25 protein-coding genes are annotated in these 18,592 nt (G+C 55.9%); 11 read left to right on the plus strand and 14 right to left on the minus strand.

Features of this window, described 5'->3' with window-relative positions; all coding sequences use genetic code 11:
* The first annotated feature begins 18 nt into the window (after positions 1-18).
* Genes E3E28_RS05670 through E3E28_RS05680 form a run of 3 tightly spaced genes read left to right on the plus strand, consistent with a single transcriptional unit; the run spans position 19 to position 3,892 of the window.
* Positions 19-939: a hypothetical protein gene (locus tag E3E28_RS05670; protein ID WP_167914378.1), complete on the plus strand. Its 921-nt coding sequence runs from the start codon at positions 19-21 to the stop codon at positions 937-939.
* Complete coding sequence (locus E3E28_RS05675) at positions 939-2,261, plus strand: RsmB/NOP family class I SAM-dependent RNA methyltransferase (RefSeq protein ID WP_167914379.1); 1,323 nt, start codon at positions 939-941, stop codon at positions 2,259-2,261. The genes E3E28_RS05670 and E3E28_RS05675 overlap by 1 nt, the downstream gene beginning before the upstream one ends.
* Positions 2,262-2,287: 26 nt before the next feature.
* The gene (locus E3E28_RS05680) at positions 2,288-3,892 is read left to right on the plus strand and encodes a hypothetical protein (RefSeq protein ID WP_167914380.1); all 1,605 of its coding nucleotides are present in this window, start codon (positions 2,288-2,290) and stop codon (positions 3,890-3,892) included.
* On the opposite strand, the gene E3E28_RS05685 is transcribed toward E3E28_RS05680, so the two are convergent.
* From E3E28_RS05685 to E3E28_RS05695, 3 genes are read right to left on the minus strand one after another with little or no spacing between them, the layout of a single operon-like run.
* Positions 3,878-4,927: a mechanosensitive ion channel family protein gene (locus E3E28_RS05685; protein WP_167914381.1), complete on the minus strand. Its 1,050-nt coding sequence runs from the start codon at positions 4,925-4,927 to the stop codon at positions 3,878-3,880. The genes E3E28_RS05680 and E3E28_RS05685 overlap by 15 nt on opposite strands.
* Positions 4,918-5,565, minus strand: coding sequence for a DUF432 domain-containing protein (locus tag E3E28_RS05690; RefSeq protein WP_167914382.1), 648 nt, complete (start codon positions 5,563-5,565; stop codon positions 4,918-4,920). The genes E3E28_RS05685 and E3E28_RS05690 overlap by 10 nt, the downstream gene beginning before the upstream one ends.
* Before the next feature lie 35 nt (positions 5,566-5,600).
* Positions 5,601-6,419 (minus strand): hypothetical protein, encoded by an 819-nt coding sequence (locus tag E3E28_RS05695; RefSeq protein ID WP_167914383.1) that lies wholly within the window; start codon positions 6,417-6,419, stop codon positions 5,601-5,603.
* Between the two features lie 73 nt (positions 6,420-6,492).
* Between E3E28_RS05695 and E3E28_RS05700 the strand changes: the two genes are divergently transcribed.
* A complete protein-coding gene (locus E3E28_RS05700) occupies positions 6,493-6,642 on the plus strand; it encodes a hypothetical protein (protein WP_167914384.1) in 150 nt (49 codons plus the stop codon).
* 158 nt (positions 6,643-6,800) lie between these two features.
* Here the strand turns inward: E3E28_RS05700 and E3E28_RS05705 are convergent, their stop codons facing one another.
* Together E3E28_RS05705 and E3E28_RS05710 are read right to left on the minus strand one after the other, a co-directional pair.
* Complete coding sequence (locus E3E28_RS05705; protein ID WP_167914385.1) at positions 6,801-7,475, minus strand: DUF434 domain-containing protein; 675 nt, start codon at positions 7,473-7,475, stop codon at positions 6,801-6,803.
* Positions 7,476-7,495: 20 nt separating this feature from the next.
* Entirely contained in the window at positions 7,496-8,272 is a 777-nt protein-coding gene (locus E3E28_RS05710; protein ID WP_167914386.1) for an HD domain-containing protein, read from the minus strand.
* A gap of 161 nt (positions 8,273-8,433) precedes the next feature.
* Here E3E28_RS05710 and E3E28_RS05715 point away from each other — a divergent pair, with 161 nt between their 5' ends.
* Both E3E28_RS05715 and E3E28_RS05720 read left to right on the plus strand, forming a co-directional pair.
* Positions 8,434-8,661 carry a type II toxin-antitoxin system HicB family antitoxin gene (locus E3E28_RS05715; protein WP_042692534.1) on the plus strand — a complete coding sequence of 76 codons (228 nt, stop codon included), beginning with the start codon at positions 8,434-8,436 and terminating at the stop codon, positions 8,659-8,661.
* The gene (locus E3E28_RS05720) at positions 8,658-8,885 is read left to right on the plus strand and encodes a type II toxin-antitoxin system HicA family toxin (protein WP_167914387.1); all 228 of its coding nucleotides are present in this window, start codon (positions 8,658-8,660) and stop codon (positions 8,883-8,885) included. Before E3E28_RS05715 ends, E3E28_RS05720 begins: the two co-directional genes overlap by 4 nt.
* Here the strand turns inward: E3E28_RS05720 and E3E28_RS05725 are convergent, their stop codons facing one another.
* The 3 genes from E3E28_RS05725 to E3E28_RS05735 form a co-directional block, all read right to left on the minus strand.
* Positions 8,886-9,302: a PIN domain-containing protein gene (locus E3E28_RS05725; RefSeq protein ID WP_167914388.1), complete on the minus strand. Its 417-nt coding sequence runs from the start codon at positions 9,300-9,302 to the stop codon at positions 8,886-8,888.
* A 31-nt stretch (positions 9,303-9,333) separates the two neighbouring features.
* Positions 9,334-10,560 carry a translation initiation factor IF-2 subunit gamma gene (eif2g, locus tag E3E28_RS05730; protein WP_042692542.1) on the minus strand — a complete coding sequence of 409 codons (1,227 nt, stop codon included), beginning with the start codon at positions 10,558-10,560 and terminating at the stop codon, positions 9,334-9,336.
* A gap of 76 nt (positions 10,561-10,636) precedes the next feature.
* Positions 10,637-11,017, minus strand: a complete 381-nt coding sequence (locus E3E28_RS05735; RefSeq protein WP_167914389.1) for a 30S ribosomal protein S6e — start codon at positions 11,015-11,017, stop codon at positions 10,637-10,639.
* A gap of 130 nt (positions 11,018-11,147) precedes the next feature.
* Between E3E28_RS05735 and E3E28_RS05740 the strand changes: the two genes are divergently transcribed.
* Complete coding sequence (locus tag E3E28_RS05740; RefSeq protein ID WP_167914390.1) at positions 11,148-11,318, plus strand: preprotein translocase subunit Sec61beta; 171 nt, start codon at positions 11,148-11,150, stop codon at positions 11,316-11,318.
* Here E3E28_RS05740 and E3E28_RS05745 read toward each other — a convergent pair.
* Entirely contained in the window at positions 11,315-11,965 is a 651-nt protein-coding gene (locus tag E3E28_RS05745) for a hypothetical protein (RefSeq protein WP_167915241.1), read from the minus strand. The two genes, E3E28_RS05740 and E3E28_RS05745, sit on opposite strands and share 4 nt — an antisense overlap.
* Positions 11,966-12,057: 92 nt before the next feature.
* Between E3E28_RS05745 and engB the strand changes: the two genes are divergently transcribed.
* On the plus strand, positions 12,058-12,606 hold the full coding sequence (gene engB / locus E3E28_RS05750; RefSeq protein WP_167914391.1) for a GTP-binding protein EngB: 549 nt from the start codon (positions 12,058-12,060) through the stop codon (positions 12,604-12,606).
* On the opposite strand, the gene E3E28_RS05755 is transcribed toward engB, so the two are convergent.
* Entirely contained in the window at positions 12,601-13,065 is a 465-nt protein-coding gene (locus E3E28_RS05755) for an Lrp/AsnC family transcriptional regulator (RefSeq protein WP_167914392.1), read from the minus strand. The two genes, engB and E3E28_RS05755, sit on opposite strands and share 6 nt — an antisense overlap.
* A 146-nt stretch (positions 13,066-13,211) precedes the next feature.
* Between E3E28_RS05755 and E3E28_RS05760 the strand changes: the two genes are divergently transcribed.
* The 3 genes from E3E28_RS05760 to E3E28_RS05770 are packed head-to-tail and all read left to right on the plus strand — an operon-like array spanning position 13,212 to position 15,540.
* Positions 13,212-14,273, plus strand: coding sequence for a Clp1/GlmU family protein (locus tag E3E28_RS05760; RefSeq protein ID WP_167914393.1), 1,062 nt, complete (start codon positions 13,212-13,214; stop codon positions 14,271-14,273).
* Between the two features lie 47 nt (positions 14,274-14,320).
* Complete coding sequence (locus E3E28_RS05765) at positions 14,321-15,154, plus strand: geranylgeranylglycerol-phosphate geranylgeranyltransferase (RefSeq protein ID WP_167914394.1); 834 nt, start codon at positions 14,321-14,323, stop codon at positions 15,152-15,154.
* Positions 15,155-15,159: 5 nt separating this feature from the next.
* Entirely contained in the window at positions 15,160-15,540 is a 381-nt protein-coding gene (locus E3E28_RS05770) for a ribonucleoside-triphosphate reductase (RefSeq protein ID WP_167915242.1), read from the plus strand.
* Positions 15,541-15,587: 47 nt separating this feature from the next.
* Here the strand turns inward: E3E28_RS05770 and E3E28_RS05775 are convergent, their stop codons facing one another.
* From E3E28_RS05775 to scpB, 4 genes are all read right to left on the minus strand, one after another.
* On the minus strand, positions 15,588-16,394 hold the full coding sequence (locus tag E3E28_RS05775; protein ID WP_167914395.1) for an OB-fold nucleic acid binding domain-containing protein: 807 nt from the start codon (positions 16,392-16,394) through the stop codon (positions 15,588-15,590).
* On the minus strand, positions 16,391-16,768 hold the full coding sequence (locus E3E28_RS05780; protein ID WP_167915243.1) for a replication protein RepA: 378 nt from the start codon (positions 16,766-16,768) through the stop codon (positions 16,391-16,393). The genes E3E28_RS05775 and E3E28_RS05780 overlap by 4 nt, the downstream gene beginning before the upstream one ends.
* A 1-nt stretch (position 16,769) precedes the next feature.
* Positions 16,770-17,840 (minus strand): OB-fold nucleic acid binding domain-containing protein, encoded by a 1,071-nt coding sequence (locus E3E28_RS05785; protein ID WP_167915244.1) that lies wholly within the window; start codon positions 17,838-17,840, stop codon positions 16,770-16,772.
* 116 nt (positions 17,841-17,956) lie between these two features.
* Positions 17,957-18,565: an SMC-Scp complex subunit ScpB gene (scpB, locus tag E3E28_RS05790; RefSeq protein WP_167914396.1), complete on the minus strand. Its 609-nt coding sequence runs from the start codon at positions 18,563-18,565 to the stop codon at positions 17,957-17,959.
* Positions 18,566-18,592 lie beyond the last annotated feature (27 nt).

Raw genomic sequence — 18,592 nt, forward strand, 5'->3', positions numbered from 1 at the left:
TCAAGGTCGGTGACGTGAATGCCCCGGGGTAAGCTCGACTCCCTGCTTAGAAAGTGGGAAATGAGGGATTTAATCAGGCTCGCGAGAGAGAGCGACGAGGCCCTAATGGAGATTCTCAGGGCCGTTGAGTCAGATGACCCTGACGTTAAGCTTGCCTCGCTGTCTGCCCTTCTGGAACTCGTTCAGACTGCCAACTGGCGCGAGAGGAAGAGAATTCTCGAGCTGGGTTTTGACACACTCGTTGAGGCGCTCTCGGACGACGACCCGCGTGTTCTGTGGAGGACGCTCGCCATACTCTCGGCGCTCCTCAAGAACAACCCGCTCAACGGAGCAAGGTTGCTCAAGCTCGTCAGGGCCATAACGTCCCTTGCCGAGACGAGGAACGCCGTCGTTTGGGACGAACTCCTCAATGTGGTTGACAACGTCATGGCGCCATACATAGATGACAGCGTTGCCGACGAGCTCAAGACCCTCCTCAAGTCTGGAACTGCGGGTGAGGCGATAATAGTGGCGATGGTCCTCCTTGAAACCGGGGCCATAGACAAGGACTGCTGGGTCACCCTCGTTGAAAGGGTTGCAGGGGCACTGCTGAGCGGGGAGCCGAGGCTCGTCGACGCCGGCCTGGTAGCATCAATGAAGATTTCGAAGCTTCCGCCGGTATACTCGATGGACGTCCTCATAAAGGAGCTCCTTCCTGCGCTCAGAAAGACTATAGTTGACTGCGACGACCAGATTAGAAAGGCCAGGGCCGTTGAGGTCTTTGACAGGCTCAGGGAAACCCTGGTTCGCTACTACCGCGTCAGGCCGAGGGAGGCCCAGAGGGTCGTCGAGGAGCTCATGCGCCTTGGGCTCGTGGATGAGGCATACATGATTTCCTCCGCTATAGGGACAATACCAACGGCACCCTGGGAGGCCTACGGAAACAGGGGTAGGCTCTAATGCCAAAGCTCAAGCTCTCGGACAGACAGCTCTACGCACTTATTGAAGCGGTGAAGCTCGGCGAGGTAATCAAACCGAGCCAGAGCGCCAAGAGGAAGGCCTTCTCGCGCTATAAAATCGAGGGCTGGGAGAACTCCAAGCTGACCGGAATATTCTATTCAATCCAGCGCAGGCTCGGCCTAATAGACGAGATTATCGAGGAACTGGTCGGCGTTTCTCCCCTAATCCTCGACCCCTGGCTGAGGGCGACGCTCAGGGTTGCGGTTGAAGTAGCTGTCTTCAGGGAGCCGAGCGGGAGAACGGTCCAGCACCTCAAGGGCCTCGCCAAGTTCCTCTCGGGTAAAACGCACCCGTATGTTGGCTATTACTACTACGAGCTACTGCCGAGAATCATAAACTACGTCCCAAAGCTCGACTCCGAGGAGAAGAGGTTGAAGTGGGAGTACCTCTTCCCCGAGTGGTTCATAGCGAGGATGAGGGGGCTTTTGGGAGAAGAAGCCGAGGAACTGCTGAAGGCCCTCAACGAGACCCTTCCCGTCAGTCTTCGCGTCAATCGCCTTAAGGCGAGCGTTGAAGACGTTGAGAACTACCTGAGGAGGAAAAACCTCCGCTTCGAGAGGAGCGAGCGCGTTGAAACCGTAATCCGCGTTCTGGACCCCTTCAACCCCGGAAAGCTGATGGAGACGGGTCTCGCCTTACCTCAGGAGGAAGCCTCTGCCGTCGCTTCCCTGATACTCTCTCCCGAACCGGGGGAGACCGTGGTTGACCTCGCATCGGCCCCCGGCGGAAAGACCGCCCACATGGCCGAGCTTATGGGAAACGAGGGGAAAATCTACGCCTTCGACATCGATTCCGAGAGGATTAAGCGCATGAGGCAAATCCTCCGCTGGGCCGGCGTTGAGATTGCCGAAGTTAGGAAGCTTGACGGCAGGAAGGCCCCCGAAGTTTTGGGCGAGGGAATCGCCGATAGGGTTCTCCTGGATGCACCGTGCACGAGCGACGGAACCATCGCCAAAAACCCCGAGCTGAGGTGGCGCCTCCGCGAGAAGAACATACCGAAGGTCGTCGCGCTCCAGAAAGAACTCATAGAGAGCGCGTGGAGACTTTTAAAGCCCGGTGGTAGGTTGCTCTACTCAACCTGCTCTATGCTCCCGGAGGAAAACGAGGAAGTCGTGCGGTGGTTCCTTTCGAGGCACGACGACGCTAAACTTGTTCCGCTCGGCGGGCCCTACGATTCCGGATTTTTGCCCGGTACTATGAGGGCCTGGCCCCACCAGCATAAAACCATAGGCTTCTTCTACGCGCTGATTGAGAAAGCCTAATATAGGAGTTCGTCGTAAGGACTACCATGCGGGACTACCGTGACGTTTTGCGTGAGATGCTCCTCGCGTGGAGAACTTCGAACGCCGTGGAGCTTGCGGTCTCGGACGAGGATGCGTTTTCTTCGCTCTTGGTTCTCCTTCGCGATGGTGACGACCGCGTTAGAAGGCGTGCGCTCATAGCGCTAAGGGAAATCCTCCGGCGCAAACCTGAACCGGGGTACACCCTTCCCCTTTTCAGGAACCTCGGAACTGTCCTCGGTCTTTTGAGGGACACCGACGAGGTCGCCATCGAGGCGCTTCGGCTTCTCGCGGTTCTGTTCTCACTCGTTCATCCAGAGGAAGGGGACTACATCGAGACCGTTGAAGCCCTCGCCGACCTCGTGCGCTCCGGTAGAAACGAGGTAGTTCTCCTTGAGATTCCCCCGGTTCTTGAACGGCTGAGGCCCGCGAAGGCATCTTCTCTGGCCCGCTCGAGGGCAATGAGTCTTCTTTCCTCCGGCAACCCGAGGCTCCGGGCAATGGGCCTCAGACTGCTCGCCAACATGAGCGTTGGGGACTCGCGGGTTCTCTCGCTCCTGCTGGATGAGATTGACGAGGCCCTTCTCGGGGAGGACGTTCCCCTTCAGGACTTCACCCTTAATCTGCTATCTGAGGTCCTTGTCCCTCCAAGCGAGGAAAACGTTGGCAAGTACTGGGAGCTCCTCCGGGCCCTTGAGGTTGTTTCCCACCGCTCACCTGTTCCCGGGGTCAGGAGCAAGGCCAGGGACCTGGCGTTTCGGGTTAGAAAGCTCCTCGCCCTCTACTATTCCTCCCATCCGGGTGAGGCGATGAGAACAATAGCCGAGCTCCTCGCTGAGGGTAAGGTTGACGAGGCGATGGAGCTCGCCCTTGAGGCAGGTGAGGACGTTCCAAGGGGATTTTCAAAGCTACCTTCTCGCGGGGGTTCTGTTGTTCCGGGGCCCAAGTACGTTGAGCACCCCGCTGGGTCGGGAACCGCCGGCGGTTCATCCTCGTGGGGAACCGTACGGAAAAAGAAGCCGGAACCGCCGGAGAAGCCCGAAACACGGGTTCCCTTTGAGCGGGTGGCCGAGCTCGTGAATGCCCTCTCCGGAAGTATTGAGGAGAAGATGGACGCCCTGTGGGAGCTCCACAGGCTTGCGAAGGAGCTCCCTGAGAAGGGGCTCGTGGCACTGGAACCGGCGGTTGAACCCCTGCTCGGTGTTCTCGCCTCCAAAAACTGGTGGGCGAGGGACAGGTCCGCGAGAATCCTTGCGAGGCTGGCGTTGAGGGCTCCTTACGGTGCCAAAATAGTGAGTTCCATCATCGGCCTGCTTGAGGAGCGGAGGGCGGTTCCGGGAGCGCTAACATTCCTCAGTTACTATTTCTCCAGGCGCTGGGACGGGGAACTCGCCGGAAGAGTTCTTCCTCTCCTGAGGGCCCTGCTCAGGGAGTATCCATTTGAGGTCCTTCTAACCCTTGAGGCCATGACGAGGACAGTTCCGAGGGAAGACGCGGTTCTCTTCGCGCAGTTCGTTCCCCTCCTGAAGGAGATAAAGAGAACAGAACTCGCGCCGATTGCGCTCAGGGTTCTGGAAAACATAGCGGAAAAGGAGCGCTCACTCGTCCTCTAACTTCACCTTCAGCTCGTTGGCGAACCAGTTGACCCTCTGCGGGAACGGTATCTCGATTCCCTCCCTGTCAAGGGCCTCCTTGATTCTCCTCACGACCTCTGTCCTAACGTCGAACCACCTCTCGCTCGGTGCCCACGCCCAGACCCTCAAAACCACCGAGCTGTCGCCGAGGTTCTCGACGTAAACCTTTGGCTCCGGTTCAGCAAGGACGAGGGGCATCTCATCGAGGGTCTTAAGTATGGCCTCTATGGCCCTTCCCGCGTCCTCGGCGTACGCTATGCCGACGCTTACGTCGACTCTCCTCACTGGGTACCTCTGGAGGTTGACTATATTGCTGTTAAAGAGCATTTCATTTGGAATCCTGACGAGTGTTCCGTCCCACGTTCTAATTCTCGTCGATAGAATTCGTATGTCCTCGACGACTCCCTGGACATCGCCGACCTGAACCGCGTCCCCTATCTGGAGGGGTTTGTCGAAGTACATGAATATTCCTGAGATGAAGTTTGCGACCACGGTTCTCGATGAGAAACCGAGGACTATGCCCGTTATTCCAGCCGCCGCGAGTAGCGCCCCGAGCTCTCCCATAACACCGGCAAAGCTCAGGGCAAGGAAGAACGTTACCGTGACGAAGAGGTAGTAGAAGAGCTTGGCCTTTATTATGTCCTCCGGCCCCCTCTTCGTCTGGAGCAGGTAGTCCTTGGACTTCTTGGCTATCAGGTAGGAGATGTAGAAGAAGCCAACTGCGAAGGCGAGGTTTCCTATCGTGGTGGGGCCGAGGGTGTACTTCATGACTCCAAGGGCGTAGAGGGCTCCGATTATTCCCCCCAGGACGAAGAGCCTGAAGATGAGCTCAGCGGTGTCCTCGTTGAGTATCCAAGTTAAGTCGGTCTCCTTGGAGGCGCGGATTATGCCCTTCTTCGTCACTTCCCCGAGGAAAGCCAGAATCACAACGGTCAGGAGGGCCTTGAGCAGACTCTCAAGCGTGATTCCCGGGACGAACGGAATCGGTAGCGTCGCCGTCGTGTTCACGGCCACCACCTCATCCTGAAGTTCGGGAGCGGTTCGGCCCGGTGGGTGGCCTTTAACCTTCCGTCGGGGGGATTCCCAGTGTTGTTGACCTCGTAGGGTTCCTTTGTCGTGAGGATGATGAGGGGATAGTAAGCTTTCCCGTCTGAGTAGAACATGACGCTGTTCCTTATCGGGATTACAACCCTTTCAACGAGCTTCCACTCCTTCGTGGGGTTTCTGACGGCGAGCTTGATTACACAGAGGGAATCGGGTTCCTTCTCATGAAAACCGCTGACGTGGTACCTTGCGATTACTCCTATTGCGTGCTCGCCGTAGAGCGCGTACTTCTCCCGCCCGACGATGAAGCGGTCTATGGGTGCGTTCCCTGCCTTTACCACAACGTCCACTGGGGCGCTCAGGTAGCCATGAACGGTCTCCCCTGGGGGAACCGCGAGCCTCTCCTCCAGTTTCACCATTAGGAACTTTACGCCGTAGCCCTCAGCAGGGGCCGGGAGAACCCACAGGTGCCTTCCACCGAGGAGTTTAACCCTGACATCGTCCCGCCGGTACGTGAACGTCCCGTCTGGGTTCTCAACGACGTGAATCTTCCTCTCGCCGACGTGGATGAACTTTGTTTTAAGCTCGTGCTCGCCGAAGGTTTTCATGCTGAAAAATAGAGGGCCCAAAAATTTAAAGTTTCCTAAGGGGCCTTCGCGAGGTCCAGCTGTTCAACCTTGAAGTAGCCATAGATGGTTTGGGGATTTCCGTTGTTGTCCACGAAGGTGAAGTGGCCGTCCACCTCGAGGGGAATGAATATCTTCGGTGCGACCTTGGCTTTGCCCGTCATGGAAACGCCCTCTGGCCCGGCGTAGCTCCAGGTGCCCTCGACAACCCTGAACTTAACGCCCGAGAACTCAACTGTTCCGTCCGGTTTGGTTTCCCAGCTCCAGACGTGGCCAAAGAAGTCGCTCCAGGTTCCACTCTGGGGCACGAGTAAGTTCCTGTCGCTCCAGTCCGCCCATATGCCCACGTGGAGAACTGCAAACCAGCCGTAGTAGAGGTTCATCAGGTCGGTGTTCAGTTCGTCCATTATGTTCTGGTCACCGCCCATGTAGGGAACCGCCGACTTCCCAACGGCCATGGGGTTCGTGTAGAGGAGTTGCTTCCCCTTGTAGTCCATCTCGAAGCCAACCACCTTGTTCTGGCCGTAGTTGGCCGAGGCCCAGCCCATGTCCCAGGGGTATATGAAAGCGTCGCTTGCCCTCGTGGTGTACCACACCTTTATCGTGAGCGGTTCTTCCATTGCGAAGGCTTTAACCGGCGTTATCACGGTCTCGTACTCGTACACCTCGAAGGTTCCCACCTCGACCTTTGAACCCGAGAAGTCCATTCCATAGACAGTGATGTTCGTCTTCCGCTCGGTTTTTTCAATTCTGTACTCGTAAAGCGGGCTCGTCTCGTTGGGTCTGACCTTGTAGATAACGACGTAGTGCGTTATGATGTATTTCTCCCCGTTCACGCTTATCGGCGAGTACTCCCAGGGGTTCGTCCAGTAGAGTTCCTCAGTTTGAGTTGAGGTTGAGGTGGTCGTGGTGGGGGTTTCGGTTTGGGACGGTGTGGAAGTTGACGTTGAGTGCGTCCCTGACGAAGTCTCCGTGGTCCCGGGTGATGACGGTTGGGGCTGGGTGGTGGAGCTGGTCCAGCTTGGGGAGGAAGTTGTGCCGGGAGTTTCTGTGGTTTGAGTTTGAGAGGGGCCCGAACCGACGCATCCGCTCGCGAGTGTGACAATTGCCACGAGCAACAGGACTATTGCGAACTTTTTCATAACCAACATCTCCTTGGCCGTTGATTTTGGCCCAGAAAAGCAAAGGGCATCTTTATATAATTCGCGTTTATGCTATTAAAGCTTTTTCAAAAGTTCAGATAAACTTGAAGTTTTTAAAATCTCTTTGAGGTGAATGGGTCTTGTCCCGGCGCTCTTCCCGGCGAACCCCGCGAGGTCGAAAACGTGGTTGACCTTCTCAATAACACCAACGTCGGCGGTCGCCACCGTTTCGAACGCCTTGAGCTCGTGGTCTGGGCTTCTAACGAGTCTGACCTCCCCGGAAACACCAAACTTGTCAAGGAGTTCCTCCGTAAGCTTCTTAACGACCCCGCTTCCGGGATTGTTCTTCCCGTAGAAGAAAACCGCCTTCTCGGGTGAAAGCTCCGCCAGGGCCGAGACGATGAGTCTCAAGTTGTTCCGAGTTTCCCCGTGCGGTCTGTACTTTCCTTGGTAGGCCAAGTCCCTGATGAGGCCGTCCTCGCACAGGATAGCCCTCCCCGCGAGGAGCGATTCGAGGGTTATAAGGACGTTGAAGCCGTCTATTCTGAGAACCCTAACCTTAATTTCTTCCGGCGGGAGGAGCTTTTGCTTAACTTCCTCAATCCAGGAATCCGGGAAGATGCACCTCGCGAGAAGATGTCTCTCTTCCTTCCTCAGCCTGTAGTGGTTGGCCACGAAGTTCAGAGCAACGCTCTTCCGGTAGCCCCTGTTGAGGAGGTACTTCAGGTCTCTGTACGCCTCAATCAGCATGGTGAAAAATTGGGAAGAGCTCAGATAACCTTTTCGAGGGTCTCGCCGTCCTTGCCGGTGTGAATCCTGAGCCTTATCTTGCCGGCCAGCAGGGAGCTCTTGACCTTCTTCGTCAGAATCTCGTCCACCTGGAAGATTCCGGCGGGGTGCTTCATCCATATCTCGATGAGTATGGGCTGTCTCTCGTTCCCCTCTCTTATCTCCACGCGCTCTATTGCTAGGGCCGAGACGGCGTGTATGTCAACGCGGTCCTTCTTGTGGACGAGCCTGCTCCTTCCTGCCTCCATATCGCAACCGTCCGCGATGGTGACGAGCGAGCCCTCTATTGTCGTGCACGGCACGTGCTCGTCGTGAGTGTATATTGCGTTGAGCGTCAGGGCCTTCAGGAGGAGCGGGTCGCGCCTCTCGAACTCCCTCACGAGCTTCTCGACTATCGGCTCGGCTAAGAAAACGCTGAACTCGTAGTGGTTTATCCTGTGTATCATGTTGCCGATGTCGTGCAGGAGCGCTCCGAAGGCAACGATGAACTTGCTCCACCAGTGGGGCTTTCCGAGCTTTTCAGCCGTCGTCTGGATTCCGAACTTCCTGAGGATTCTCAGCAATTCCAAAGCCCTTCTCGTCGTCAGGAGGACGTGGACCGGCCCGTGGTCGTTGAACTGGTAGACGTTGAGCACTATGTAGTTGGTGGTGTCGAAGTAGTAGTGGTACTCCCTGAAGGTTCTCTCGTAGGCCTCGAAGAGCCTGTCGTCGTCGAGGAGTTCTCTAATCTCCTTCAGAAGTTCCTCCTCGGTGTACATTCTCCCACCCAAGGGCCAAACGGCGGGGAGAATTTAAGGGTTTTGAACGGGATTCGGTGAAAAAAGCTGGCGTTTGCGGGGCGGTTTTGACGTCTCTGCTCAAATTCGATTTGAGAAGTTTTTATAACCCTCCACGTTGAAACCTCAATGGGGTGTGTAAGGTGAAGCTGAAAGTTGTGCTTGAGCCCCAGCCGGAAGGTGGGTACGTCGCGTACGTTCCCGCGTTGCCCGGTTGCGTGAGTCAGGGTGAGACCGTAGAGGAAGCTCTCAAAAACATCAGGGAGGCAATAGAGCTGTACCTCGAGGTAGCTGAAGAAATGAAGCTTCAAGAGACCCTGCGCGAGATAAAGCGCAAGAATAACGTTCAAATTGCGGAGGTTTCGGTGTGAGACTTCCACGTGATGTTTCGGGGCTTGAACTTATAAAAGCCCTCCAGAAACTGAACTACAAACCAGTAAGACAAAAGGGCTCTCACGTCGTTCTCGTCAACGATTCGGGCAAGATGGTCGTTGTCCCTCTACACAAGCGCCTTAAAACTGGGCTCTTAAAGGCCATAATGCGTGAGGTGGGGATAACAACCGACGAACTGTTAGAACTGCTTGATGACCCGTAATCACTCAAGCATGCCCTCGAGCTCGAGTATCTTCTTCGAGCGGAGGTAAACAACCGGAATTCCTTTCTCGCGGAGGCGCTTCTTCAGGCCCTTGTCGTTGGTGCAGACTATTACCCTCTCGTTCTTGACGGCGAAGTCGTAAATCTGGTCGTCTATCGGCCTCCTCCCGAACTCCCCGATTTCAACGGTCTCGAACCTCTCCGCTAATTTCTTCGCCATCCTGACCGCGAGCAAATCTCTTCCGCGCGTTTTTTTCTCTATCACGTTAAGCTCTTCAAGAACGACGTTTGGAACGACCACCTTGAACTTCACGTCGAGGATTCTGTCGAGCTCGGAAACTATGTCGACCCCGAACTGGCCGGGGACGAGGAGAAAGTTGGTGTCTGGAAGGACGAACCATTCTCTCCTATGGGCCATCGCGACCACCGGGAAGAAAAGGGAAGAAAGGTCACTCCTTTATGAAGCCGTAACCGATGAGGCGCCACCTTGAGCCGACCTGCCTGCTGATGGCAACCCTGTCTCCGACCTCCGCGCAGACGGGAATCTGGAGCTTGAGCTCGACCTCGTCCTTGCCGAGCCCGGTGACGAGGCCCATCGTCCTGGCGGTGCCGACGTTGAGGAGGAGAACTTCCTTCCTCTTGATGGGCTCGACCTTGAGCTCGTCCTCGGTTCCGACAACGCGCTCGAGCAGGTGAACTTCGAGGCGGAGCTCGTCCCACACCGGGGGCAACTTTCCTGGCTTTCCGACGACGTTTCCGGCCATGAGGTCGCCCTTGGTGAGGTAGGGGTCAAGCTTGGTTCCGACGCCGACGAGTCCACCGGGGTAGGCCTCCTCGACGAACCTTCCTCCTGCCTGGAGCGAGACAATCTCGGTCGTTATCGGCTCGTACTTGATTCTGCCGTGCTCCTCGTAGGGAACGCCCGGGCGAATCTCTATCTCGTCGCCAACTCTGAGCTTGCCCTGGACTATCGAACCGCCTATGACACCGCCGATGAGCTTCTCCGGCGGGGTTCCGGGCTTGTTGACGTCGAAGCTCCTCAGGACGAGCATCTTGGGTGGTTTGTTCGGGTCGCGCTCCGGCGTTGGTATGAACTTCTCGATGGCAGCAAGCAGAACGTCAACGTTTGCGCCGTGCAGTGCCGAAATCGGGATTATCGGGGCGTTCTCGGCTACGGTTCCAGCTACGAACTCCTTAATCTCCTGGTAGCGCTTCATAACGGTCTCCCTATCGACGAGCTCAATCTTGTTGAGCGCTATAACTATGTTCCTGTTGCCGACTATCTGAAGGGCCATGAGGTGCTCCCGGGTCTGGGGCATGACTCCCTCGTTCGCCGCAACGACGAGAACGGCACCGTCCATGAGCGAGGCACCGGCGAGCATCGTAGTCATCAGCGCCTCGTGACCGGGAGCGTCTATGAAGGAAACGCGCCTCTCGAACTCGGTTTCAGCCCCACAGTACGGGCAGACCGGGGAAGTGGAGTAACGCCCGCACTTCGGGCACTTCCTTATCTCCGCGTCCGCGAAGCCTATCTTTATCGTGATACCCCTCCTCAGCTCCTCGCTGTGGGTATCTGTCCATATTCCGGTTAGAGCCTTGGTGAGCGTCGTCTTTCCGTGGTCAACGTGACCTACCATACCGATGTTAACCTCGGCCTGCCTAAACTTCTTGGCCATCTCTCTCACCCCTAAGCTTAGAAAGCGGGGACGTTTATTAAGGTTACCGCGGGGAGAAGAGGAAAATCGAAGGAGTTCAAAGAACTATCTTCAGGTTGACCTGGACGATGTTCGGGCTTATGGTGTTGCCGTGGACGGTCTTCTTCCTCCTCTCACCCTTCTCCCTGGGCCTGAATCCGGGTCCCTTGGAGAGGAGTATCTTGACCCTCCTCGGGCCGTGGACGTCGGGCCTCATGGGGAATCCGTCCTTGTCGGTTCCGCCGGTTATCTTGAGCTTGGCATCCTCCGGAATGCTCTCGTCGCCGAATATCTCCCTGAGGTTGAGCCCAAGCTCCTTGGCTGGAATCGTTTCGCCTATGCGCTTTCCTACGAGCTTCTCGGCCTCTCCACCGGTTATCTCAACCTGCTTCGCTATACCGTTCTTCGGGTTCGATATAACGAGCTTGAAAGTGGCCATTCCTCCCACCTCCATTCATCAGCGGGATTCATTGGGCAGAGCCCTTTCCCGAGCGGTCTTGAACGGAGCGTTTAAAAACCTTACCGTGAAGCTTAAATATCATGGAGAAAACTCAAGGGCAGGTGATAGTATGGCGAAGGAAAAGACCACACTTCCGCCGACCGGAGCGGGACTGATGAGGTTCTTCGACGAGGACACGAGGGCCATAAAGGTCAGCCCGAAGGGCGTCATAGCGATGACCCTCATCCTGATAGCCGTTGAAATCTTGCTCCACGCCTTTGGTCCGAGCATCTTCGGTTAAAGGAAGCTCGTTTTCTTTAATCCCCTTGCGTTCAGTTCCTCGTCTATTATCCCCCTGACAACTTCTTCAAGCTGTCTCTGAATCAGCGCCTCAACGTCGGCCTTAATCTTGTCTATGTCGCCCCTAATGCCCTCAAGTAGCCTTATGTACTCCCTTGCCATTTCAAGCTGACCCTCCTGCCTCACAAGCTGTTCCTTGAGGTGCTCGAAGTCGTCCTTCATGACCTGGAACTTCCTTAACTCGCGCTGGAGTTCATCGAGCTCCCTCTTAAGGCGGTAGTTCTCCTCCTTGAGCTGTTCTATGAGCTTCTCCTTGGCCTCAAGCTCGGCCATCAGGTTGTTGTACTCCTCCGCTATCTGGTGGAGCCTCTCTATCTCCCTGAGCGGGGGAACTTTCCCGTCACCGAGGATAATGACGTCCGGTCCAACGTTGACTATATCGTTTGGGGTTATCTTGAGCTTTTTCTCGCTCGTGAAGATGCTCTGGCCCTTTCCAAGGTTCTCGACTTCCTTCATCTTCAGGATGAAGTAGAACTGGTCACCCTCAACCTCGACGTTTATATCGGTGACGTAGCCGAGTATTTTGCCATCTATAAGGGAAATCACGAACTTGTTTATCAGCTGGTTGGCCCGCGCTTCTTCAGGCATGGTCACCACCGCTTGGTTTTGTCCAAGGGCCTACTTAACCTTTCCGCCAAACCTTTTAAAGGGCCGAAAGAACTTCAGCCCGGTGGGGAGAGATGATAATATTCGCCGGGCGCTCCAACGTTGGTAAGAGCACCCTCATATTCAGGCTCACCGGTAAGAAGGTTAGGCGAGGTAAGAGGCCCGGCGTGACGAGGAAGCCCGTCGAAATCGAGTGGCGAGGGAAGAAAATCGTTGATTTGCCAGGCTTCGGCTTCATGAGCGGGCTTCCGAAGCACGTCCAGGAGCGGATAAAGGACGAGATAGTGCACTTCATCGAGGACAACGCCGATGAGATAGAGCTCGCCGTCCTCGTCGTTGACGGCAAGGCCTCGCCGGAGATTATAGAGCGCTGGGAGAAGAGGGGCGAGATTCCGATTGATGTTGAGTTCTATCAATTTCTCAGGGAGCTGGAGATACCTGTTGTGGTGGCGGTCAACAAGGTTGACAAGGTCAAGAACGTCGAGCGGGTCGTCCACTTCCTTGCCGAGAAGTTCGGCGTCCCCTACTCCGAGATTCCCGAGACCTTCGTTCCAATCTCGGCCAAGTTCGGGAAGAACCTCGACGAGCTCAGAAGGCTGATGGAAAAGAAAATGCGTTCATAGAATCTCCAGAACGAGGTGGGTGTTGGTTTCCTTCACCCCGTCGAGGGAAGCTATCTCCTCGAGGATTTCGTCGAGCTTGGTCTTGTCGGCCTCGATGATAAGGTCAACGTCGCCGGTGACGCGGTAGATTTTCTTTATCTTGAGCCTCCTTATCGCCTCGTAGACCTGCCTCCTCTTGGTCGGCTCTATCTTGACGAAGACGAAGACGTCGCCCTTCTTCTCGCCGAGCAGTTCGAGGGCCTTGTCCGTCAAATCGATGAAGCCCCTGCCGGTCCTTATGTAGCCAAGCTCCTTGAGAACCTTGAGGTGGTTGCTCAGGGCCTGTCTCGTTATACCGAGTTCCCTCGCGAGCTCGTCCTGGGTCTTCTCGACGGTGTGGACCTCGATGGTCTTTCCGTCGTCGTAGAGCTTCCTGAGAAGCTTAATCTGCCTCGGTGTTAGGGTGTTCCGCTCAACCATGAGTCTTCACCTTACCGTTTTTCCAATTTGAGCGCGATAAATGTCAAACCTAACTTTTCATTTTCTCACTGAAAGTGGCACATCTTATAAGTTTTTCTAAATTTGCTGGACTCAAGGTTTTTAACTCCCTGCGGAAACCTTAAACCATGAACAAGGCCATCTACACCCGCGACGTTCCACCGGACAGGCTTGAACTCCTCGCCGAACTCTCATCCCGCGACGCGGTTAAGGTCATGGTCATCGGTGGTCTCGACGCCGGAAAGAGCACCCTCGTGACGTTTCTGGCCAACGAGCTCCTCAGCATTGGGAGGAGCGTCGCGGTGGTTGATTCCGACGTCGGCCAGAAGGGCATCCTCCCGCCGGCCACGATAAGCCTCGCCCTTCCTGATGAGAACTTCTCCAGCCTTTCCGAGCTTAATGGAGTCGCGCACTACTTCATAGGCACCGTTTCACCGGGCCAGTTCACGGGCGAGATGGCCGTAGGGGTGAAGAGGCTCGTTGAGCTCGCCGAGAGGAGCGCTGAAATTGTTCTGATAGACACGACCGGCTTCGTAATGGGGCCGGGTTTCGAGATGAAGCGCCTCAAGGCGGAGCTCGTGAGGCCAGACTTAATAGTCCTCCTCGAGCGGAACGGCGAGCTGGAATCCCTTGCGAGGGCTTTGAGCCCCTACGGAGAGGTCGTCAGGCTGACCGTCAGCGAGAACGCGAAAACCGTTGCGCGGGAGGAGAGGCGGGAGATAAGGTTTGAGAAGTGGAGAACCTACTTCTCCAATGCCAGACTGGCGGAGTTCAGCCTTTCGAAGGTTGCCTTAACGGGAACCTCGCTCTTCAATGGCCGTCCCCTTGATGAAAGAGAGAAAACCCTCCTCTCGCGGGCCTTCAGGTGGCTCGTTTTAGCGGGCTGGGAAAACGAGGGGCGCTACACTGTAGTCAAGGCCGACGAGGAGAGCTTCCCAAGGGGCTACCGTTCGATTCACGCTGTTGACTTCGAGAGACTGAGCAACCTGCTCGTGGGTCTCCTCGACGGGAACGGGCTGTGTCTCGGCCTTGGAATCCTCAAGTGGGTGAACTTCAGCGCTGAAACGCTTCAACTACTCACCCCGCTCGACGAGGAGGCACTTGGGGAGGTTAGGGAACTCCGCTTCGGCAGGATGAGGGTCCTTGAGACCGGCGAGGAACTTGGTCTCCTGAGGAGAGACGAACTTTGAACCCATAAGGTTTTAAAGACTAACCATAATGGTTGGACGGTGGTAGTTTGGAGGCGAGGGCTTTCATCGAAATAACGAGGCCACACAACTGCGTCCTAGCTGGGATAGTCGGCCTGCTCGGTTCGATAGTGGCGGTAGGCCACTTCCCGGAGCCGGTAAAGGCGTTGCTCGTCTTCTTAGTGGTCACTCTCGGTTGCTCCGCAGGCAACACGATAAACGACTACTTCGATTACGAGATAGACAGGATAAACCGCCCTGAGAGACCCCTGCCGAGGGGTGCGATGAGCAGAAAAACAGCCTTCTGGTACGCGATGGCTCTCTTCGCCATCGGCCTAATCCTCGCCTCGTTAATAAACGTCTACGCCCTCCTGCTTGCTGTTGTCGCCTACACAACGATGTTCCTCTACGCCTGGAAGCTAAAGCCACTCCCCTTCGTCGGCAACCTCGTCGTCGCCGGCCTTACCGGAGCCACACCGCTCTACGGCGCGATAGCGGTCGGGAAGATAGGCCTCGCAGGCTACCTCGCCCTGTGTGCGTTTCTCGTTAACGTCGCGAGGGAGGTAATAAAGGACATAGAAGATGTTGAAGGCGACCTCGCCAAGGGCGCGAGGACCCTCCCGATAGTCATCGGGAAGAAGAAATCCGCCTACGTGGGGGCGTTCTTTGCGTTTCTGACGGTTATCGCGTCCTTCCTGCCGATTAAGGCCGGCGTCGGCCTCAGCTATCTCGCGATGGTTCCGGTGGATGCCATAATCCTCTACTCGGCCTTCCTAATCCTCCGCTCGCAGGACAGGGAAACCGCCCACCGTTCGCAAAAACTGCTCAAAATAAGCATATTCCTTGCCGTTATGGCCTTCATGATAGCTTCGCTTGTGAGGTGATGAGTATGGAGTTTAAGGACGAGATAATTAAAGAGCTTGAAAACGATGAGCTCTGGACCGTTTTGACGTTCAAGACCCCGCACGGTCCGTCTAAAACGTTAAACGAACTCGCCAAGGTCGTTGAGGAAGCCGGCTGGAAGGTGACCTTCAAGGCCAACTGGTGGACCGCCGACATACCCTACGGCCTCATAAGGCTCGACCTCCAGAAGGACGGGAGGGAAAAGATTCTCCTTGGGAAGTGGATACTGGGGAAGGACTGCGAGCTGATTAGGGTTGAGAGCCTTGACCTTGAGCGCGGAAAGGACGAGTTCTTCCGCATGGTGGACAGCATAACGTCGACGCTGATACACGACCCCGTGATAAGGACGATGCGCGAGCAGTACTGACGGCCTTTATTTTTGATTTTTCTGGAAATTTTGGGAGAAAGAAAGGTTTACAGGGGCTCGTAGAAGCCTATCTCCGGCTCGTAGATTTCCCCATCGGCTAAGAGCTGGCTTATAGCCTCTTCGATGATTTCCTCGTCGAACTCCTTGGAGAGCTTCTTGACTATGAACTTGTGCGACAGGGCTTTGCCCTTCTCACGGAGGAGGTTCATGACCGCTTCCTTCGCCTTCTCGAGCTCCGGGTTGACAGGTGTCTCCTCGGCCTCCTCGGTCGTTTCCTCCTCGATTAGCTCCTCCTCAAGGGCCCTCTGCTCGAGCATCATGGTGTAGAGCTCGTCTATAGTCTGGAGGAGCTCCTCGTCAACGCCCTTGTTCCTGGCTATGACCTTGGCCTTGGCCGTTATTCCGTAGCGGTCGTAGATTTCGAAGGCTATCTTCGCCTTCTCCGCGTGCTCGACCTTGTCGCGGAGCGTTTCAAAGCGGTGGAGTATCCAGAAGTTCGGACTCACCTTAGCAACTCCCTCGACGAGTATCTGCTTGTCGTCGCGCCACTCTGCAACTTTTCCGATTATCTGGACTAAATCCCCTTTCTTCACGAGCCTTATGAAGCGCGTGTCGTCCCTGAAGCCGAGAACCCAGATGGTTCCGGTTCCGTCGTCAATCTGGAACTTGCCGTAGGTCTCGTCGTCGCTTATCACAGGCTCCCTGACGACTGTGGCAACGACCTTGACGCGGTAGACCTTTCTGGCGTCGCGCGTTATGAGGTAGTTGGGCTCGAAATCACCCTCGCTCCTGACGTAGTAGCCGTCGAGGATGTCCTTGATGTAGACCCTGCTCGCCGGAAGGCGCTTCTTCATAGCTCCTCACCTCCGAAGAAGCTGATGACGTTCTCAACCTTTGGCAGTACTTTCCTCTCAAGCTCCCTTATCTCCTCCAGTGCCTCCAGGTCGGCGTCGCTGAAGTCCTGTATGACCTCGCCGAAGATGTGAACGCTCTCCTCGCTCCTTATGACCCTGCCGATGACCCTGACAACCTGGCCGTTCTCAGGTAAAACGTTCTCCTCGCTCTCGACGAGTATAACTCCAGTTCCGTCGTCGAGCCAGAAGGTGTAGTCAAGCTTGTCAACCTTGAAGGCCTTGCCTATCAGGGAAACCCTCGTATCGTCTTCCCTAATCTCGGCAATCTTCCTCTCGACGGCGGGCTTTCTCCGTCTGAACCTAACCTCTTCCATTTCACTCACCACCGAAGGCCCTCAAAACTTCCCTCAGCTCTCTCCTCGCGAGCTCTATCTCGCGCCTCTCATCAACGTCTTCCCAGGTTCTGGCCTTGAGGAGGGTTCCGAGGAACTTGTCTTCCGTGACGTTGCCCCTGACGATTATCTCCCTGCCGAGGAGCGGGTAGTAGGTTTCCTCCGCGAGCTTTCTGCCGGCTTCCCTCATCGTCAGGCCCTCTTCGATGAGCTTCTTGAGCCTCTCGTCTATCTCTTCTGGGCTTTCGCCGAGCAACTCGCTGGCATCGTCGCCGAAGAGGGTAACGCGGATGTAGCCAGTTGAGTCGTCCAGGCCAAAGTCGAGGACGACCATCTTCACCGGTTTGACCGGACCGTGCTCCGGGCAGACCCAGCTCTCGCTCGCCGGGTCGTAGTCAACCTTCCTCCTGCACTCGGGGCAGGAGTCGTAGGTTATGACCCTGTAAAGCCTCGCTATGGTTCCTCTGAGCTCGACGAAGCGCTCGTTTCCTTCGAGGTCCTTAATCTTCATCCTCCTGTAATTGTAGGTTCTGACCTCCTCGATGGGCGGTATCTCCTCGACGCGCGGGTCTTCTGGGTCCTTGATGATTCTAGTCCTGTAGTTGGCGTGGAGCTCTATCCCGCGCATTCCCTCCTTGACGAGGGGGTCTATGACCTTGATGACGTCGCCCGGGTTGAGTTCGTCGTAGTACTTGCTAACGAAGTTGTCCCAGAGAACGAGCCTCGCCTGGCCAGTGGAGTCGTAGATGATGAGGTTGGCAACCCTTCCGGTCGAGCCGTCCCTCTTCTGGTACTCCCTTGGCGGGAACTTCCTGAGAACCCGCGCGACGATGTTCACGTTGCTCATTCCCGGGACGAGGTCAGCTATGTGGAGGAGCTCCTCGCCCTCCTCGAGTTTGACGCCGAGCTCTTCGGCCAGCATTACAGCCGCGGCGTGCTCGGAAATCCCATGGGTTCTGGCCAGCTCGGCAATCCTCTCCTCGATTTCCTCCTTTGAGAGGCCCCGATGCCGGATGATTCGATTGATTATCTGCTCCTTTGTAAGGCCTACCATAGCACTCACCTTGATGGTAATCCGTTTCTGGAGTATTTAAACTTTTCCCTCCTAACTTCTTTTGGCGAGAAGGGGCATTATTTCTGCGCTATCGAAGAAAAGGGATAACTGGGAGCTCAAGAAGTTCCATCGCTTTCGGAGCTGTCTCCCCCAGTTTCGGTACTCTCGTCCCCGGCCTTGCCCTCGAGCTTCGCTATGAGGTCGCTGTACTCCGCATGGACAACCTTCTTGAAGGCCTCCTTGATTATCGCAGGGTCATTCTCGGGGAAGCCGTAGAGCTCCGCAAACTTCTGGGTCGTTCCGAGGAGCTTCGTCCTCTCGTAGGGCTCGGCATAGATTAGGCCCATCTCCGTCAGCTTCCTTATGTGCTCGTAGGCCTGGCTTCCGCGGAGCTTTATGATTTTGCTCTGCTCTATAGGCTGGAGGTAAGCAATGAGCGCGAGAGTCTTCAGCTCGCCGGTTCTTAGGTCCGGTCTCGGCATGAGGTGGATAACCCTCTGACTGTACTCCTGCTTGACCTGCATGACGTACTTGTCGCCCAGAACCTTGACGACCTCTATTGCGCTCTTTCTCTCCGCGTATTCAGCCGCTATGAGCTCGATGAGCTTTTCAAGGTAGTCGAGGGATTTTATCCCGAGGGCCTTCGACAGTTCCTTGACGCTGAGCGGTCTTCCCGAAACGAAGAGGGCAGCCTCAACGAGGGCCTTGTCCTCCAACAATCCCATGGTTCACACCTGTTGGGGGTCTCGTTG

Source organism: Thermococcus sp. 21S9, from assembly GCF_012027635.1.
Taxonomy (GTDB): domain Archaea; phylum Methanobacteriota_B; class Thermococci; order Thermococcales; family Thermococcaceae; genus Thermococcus.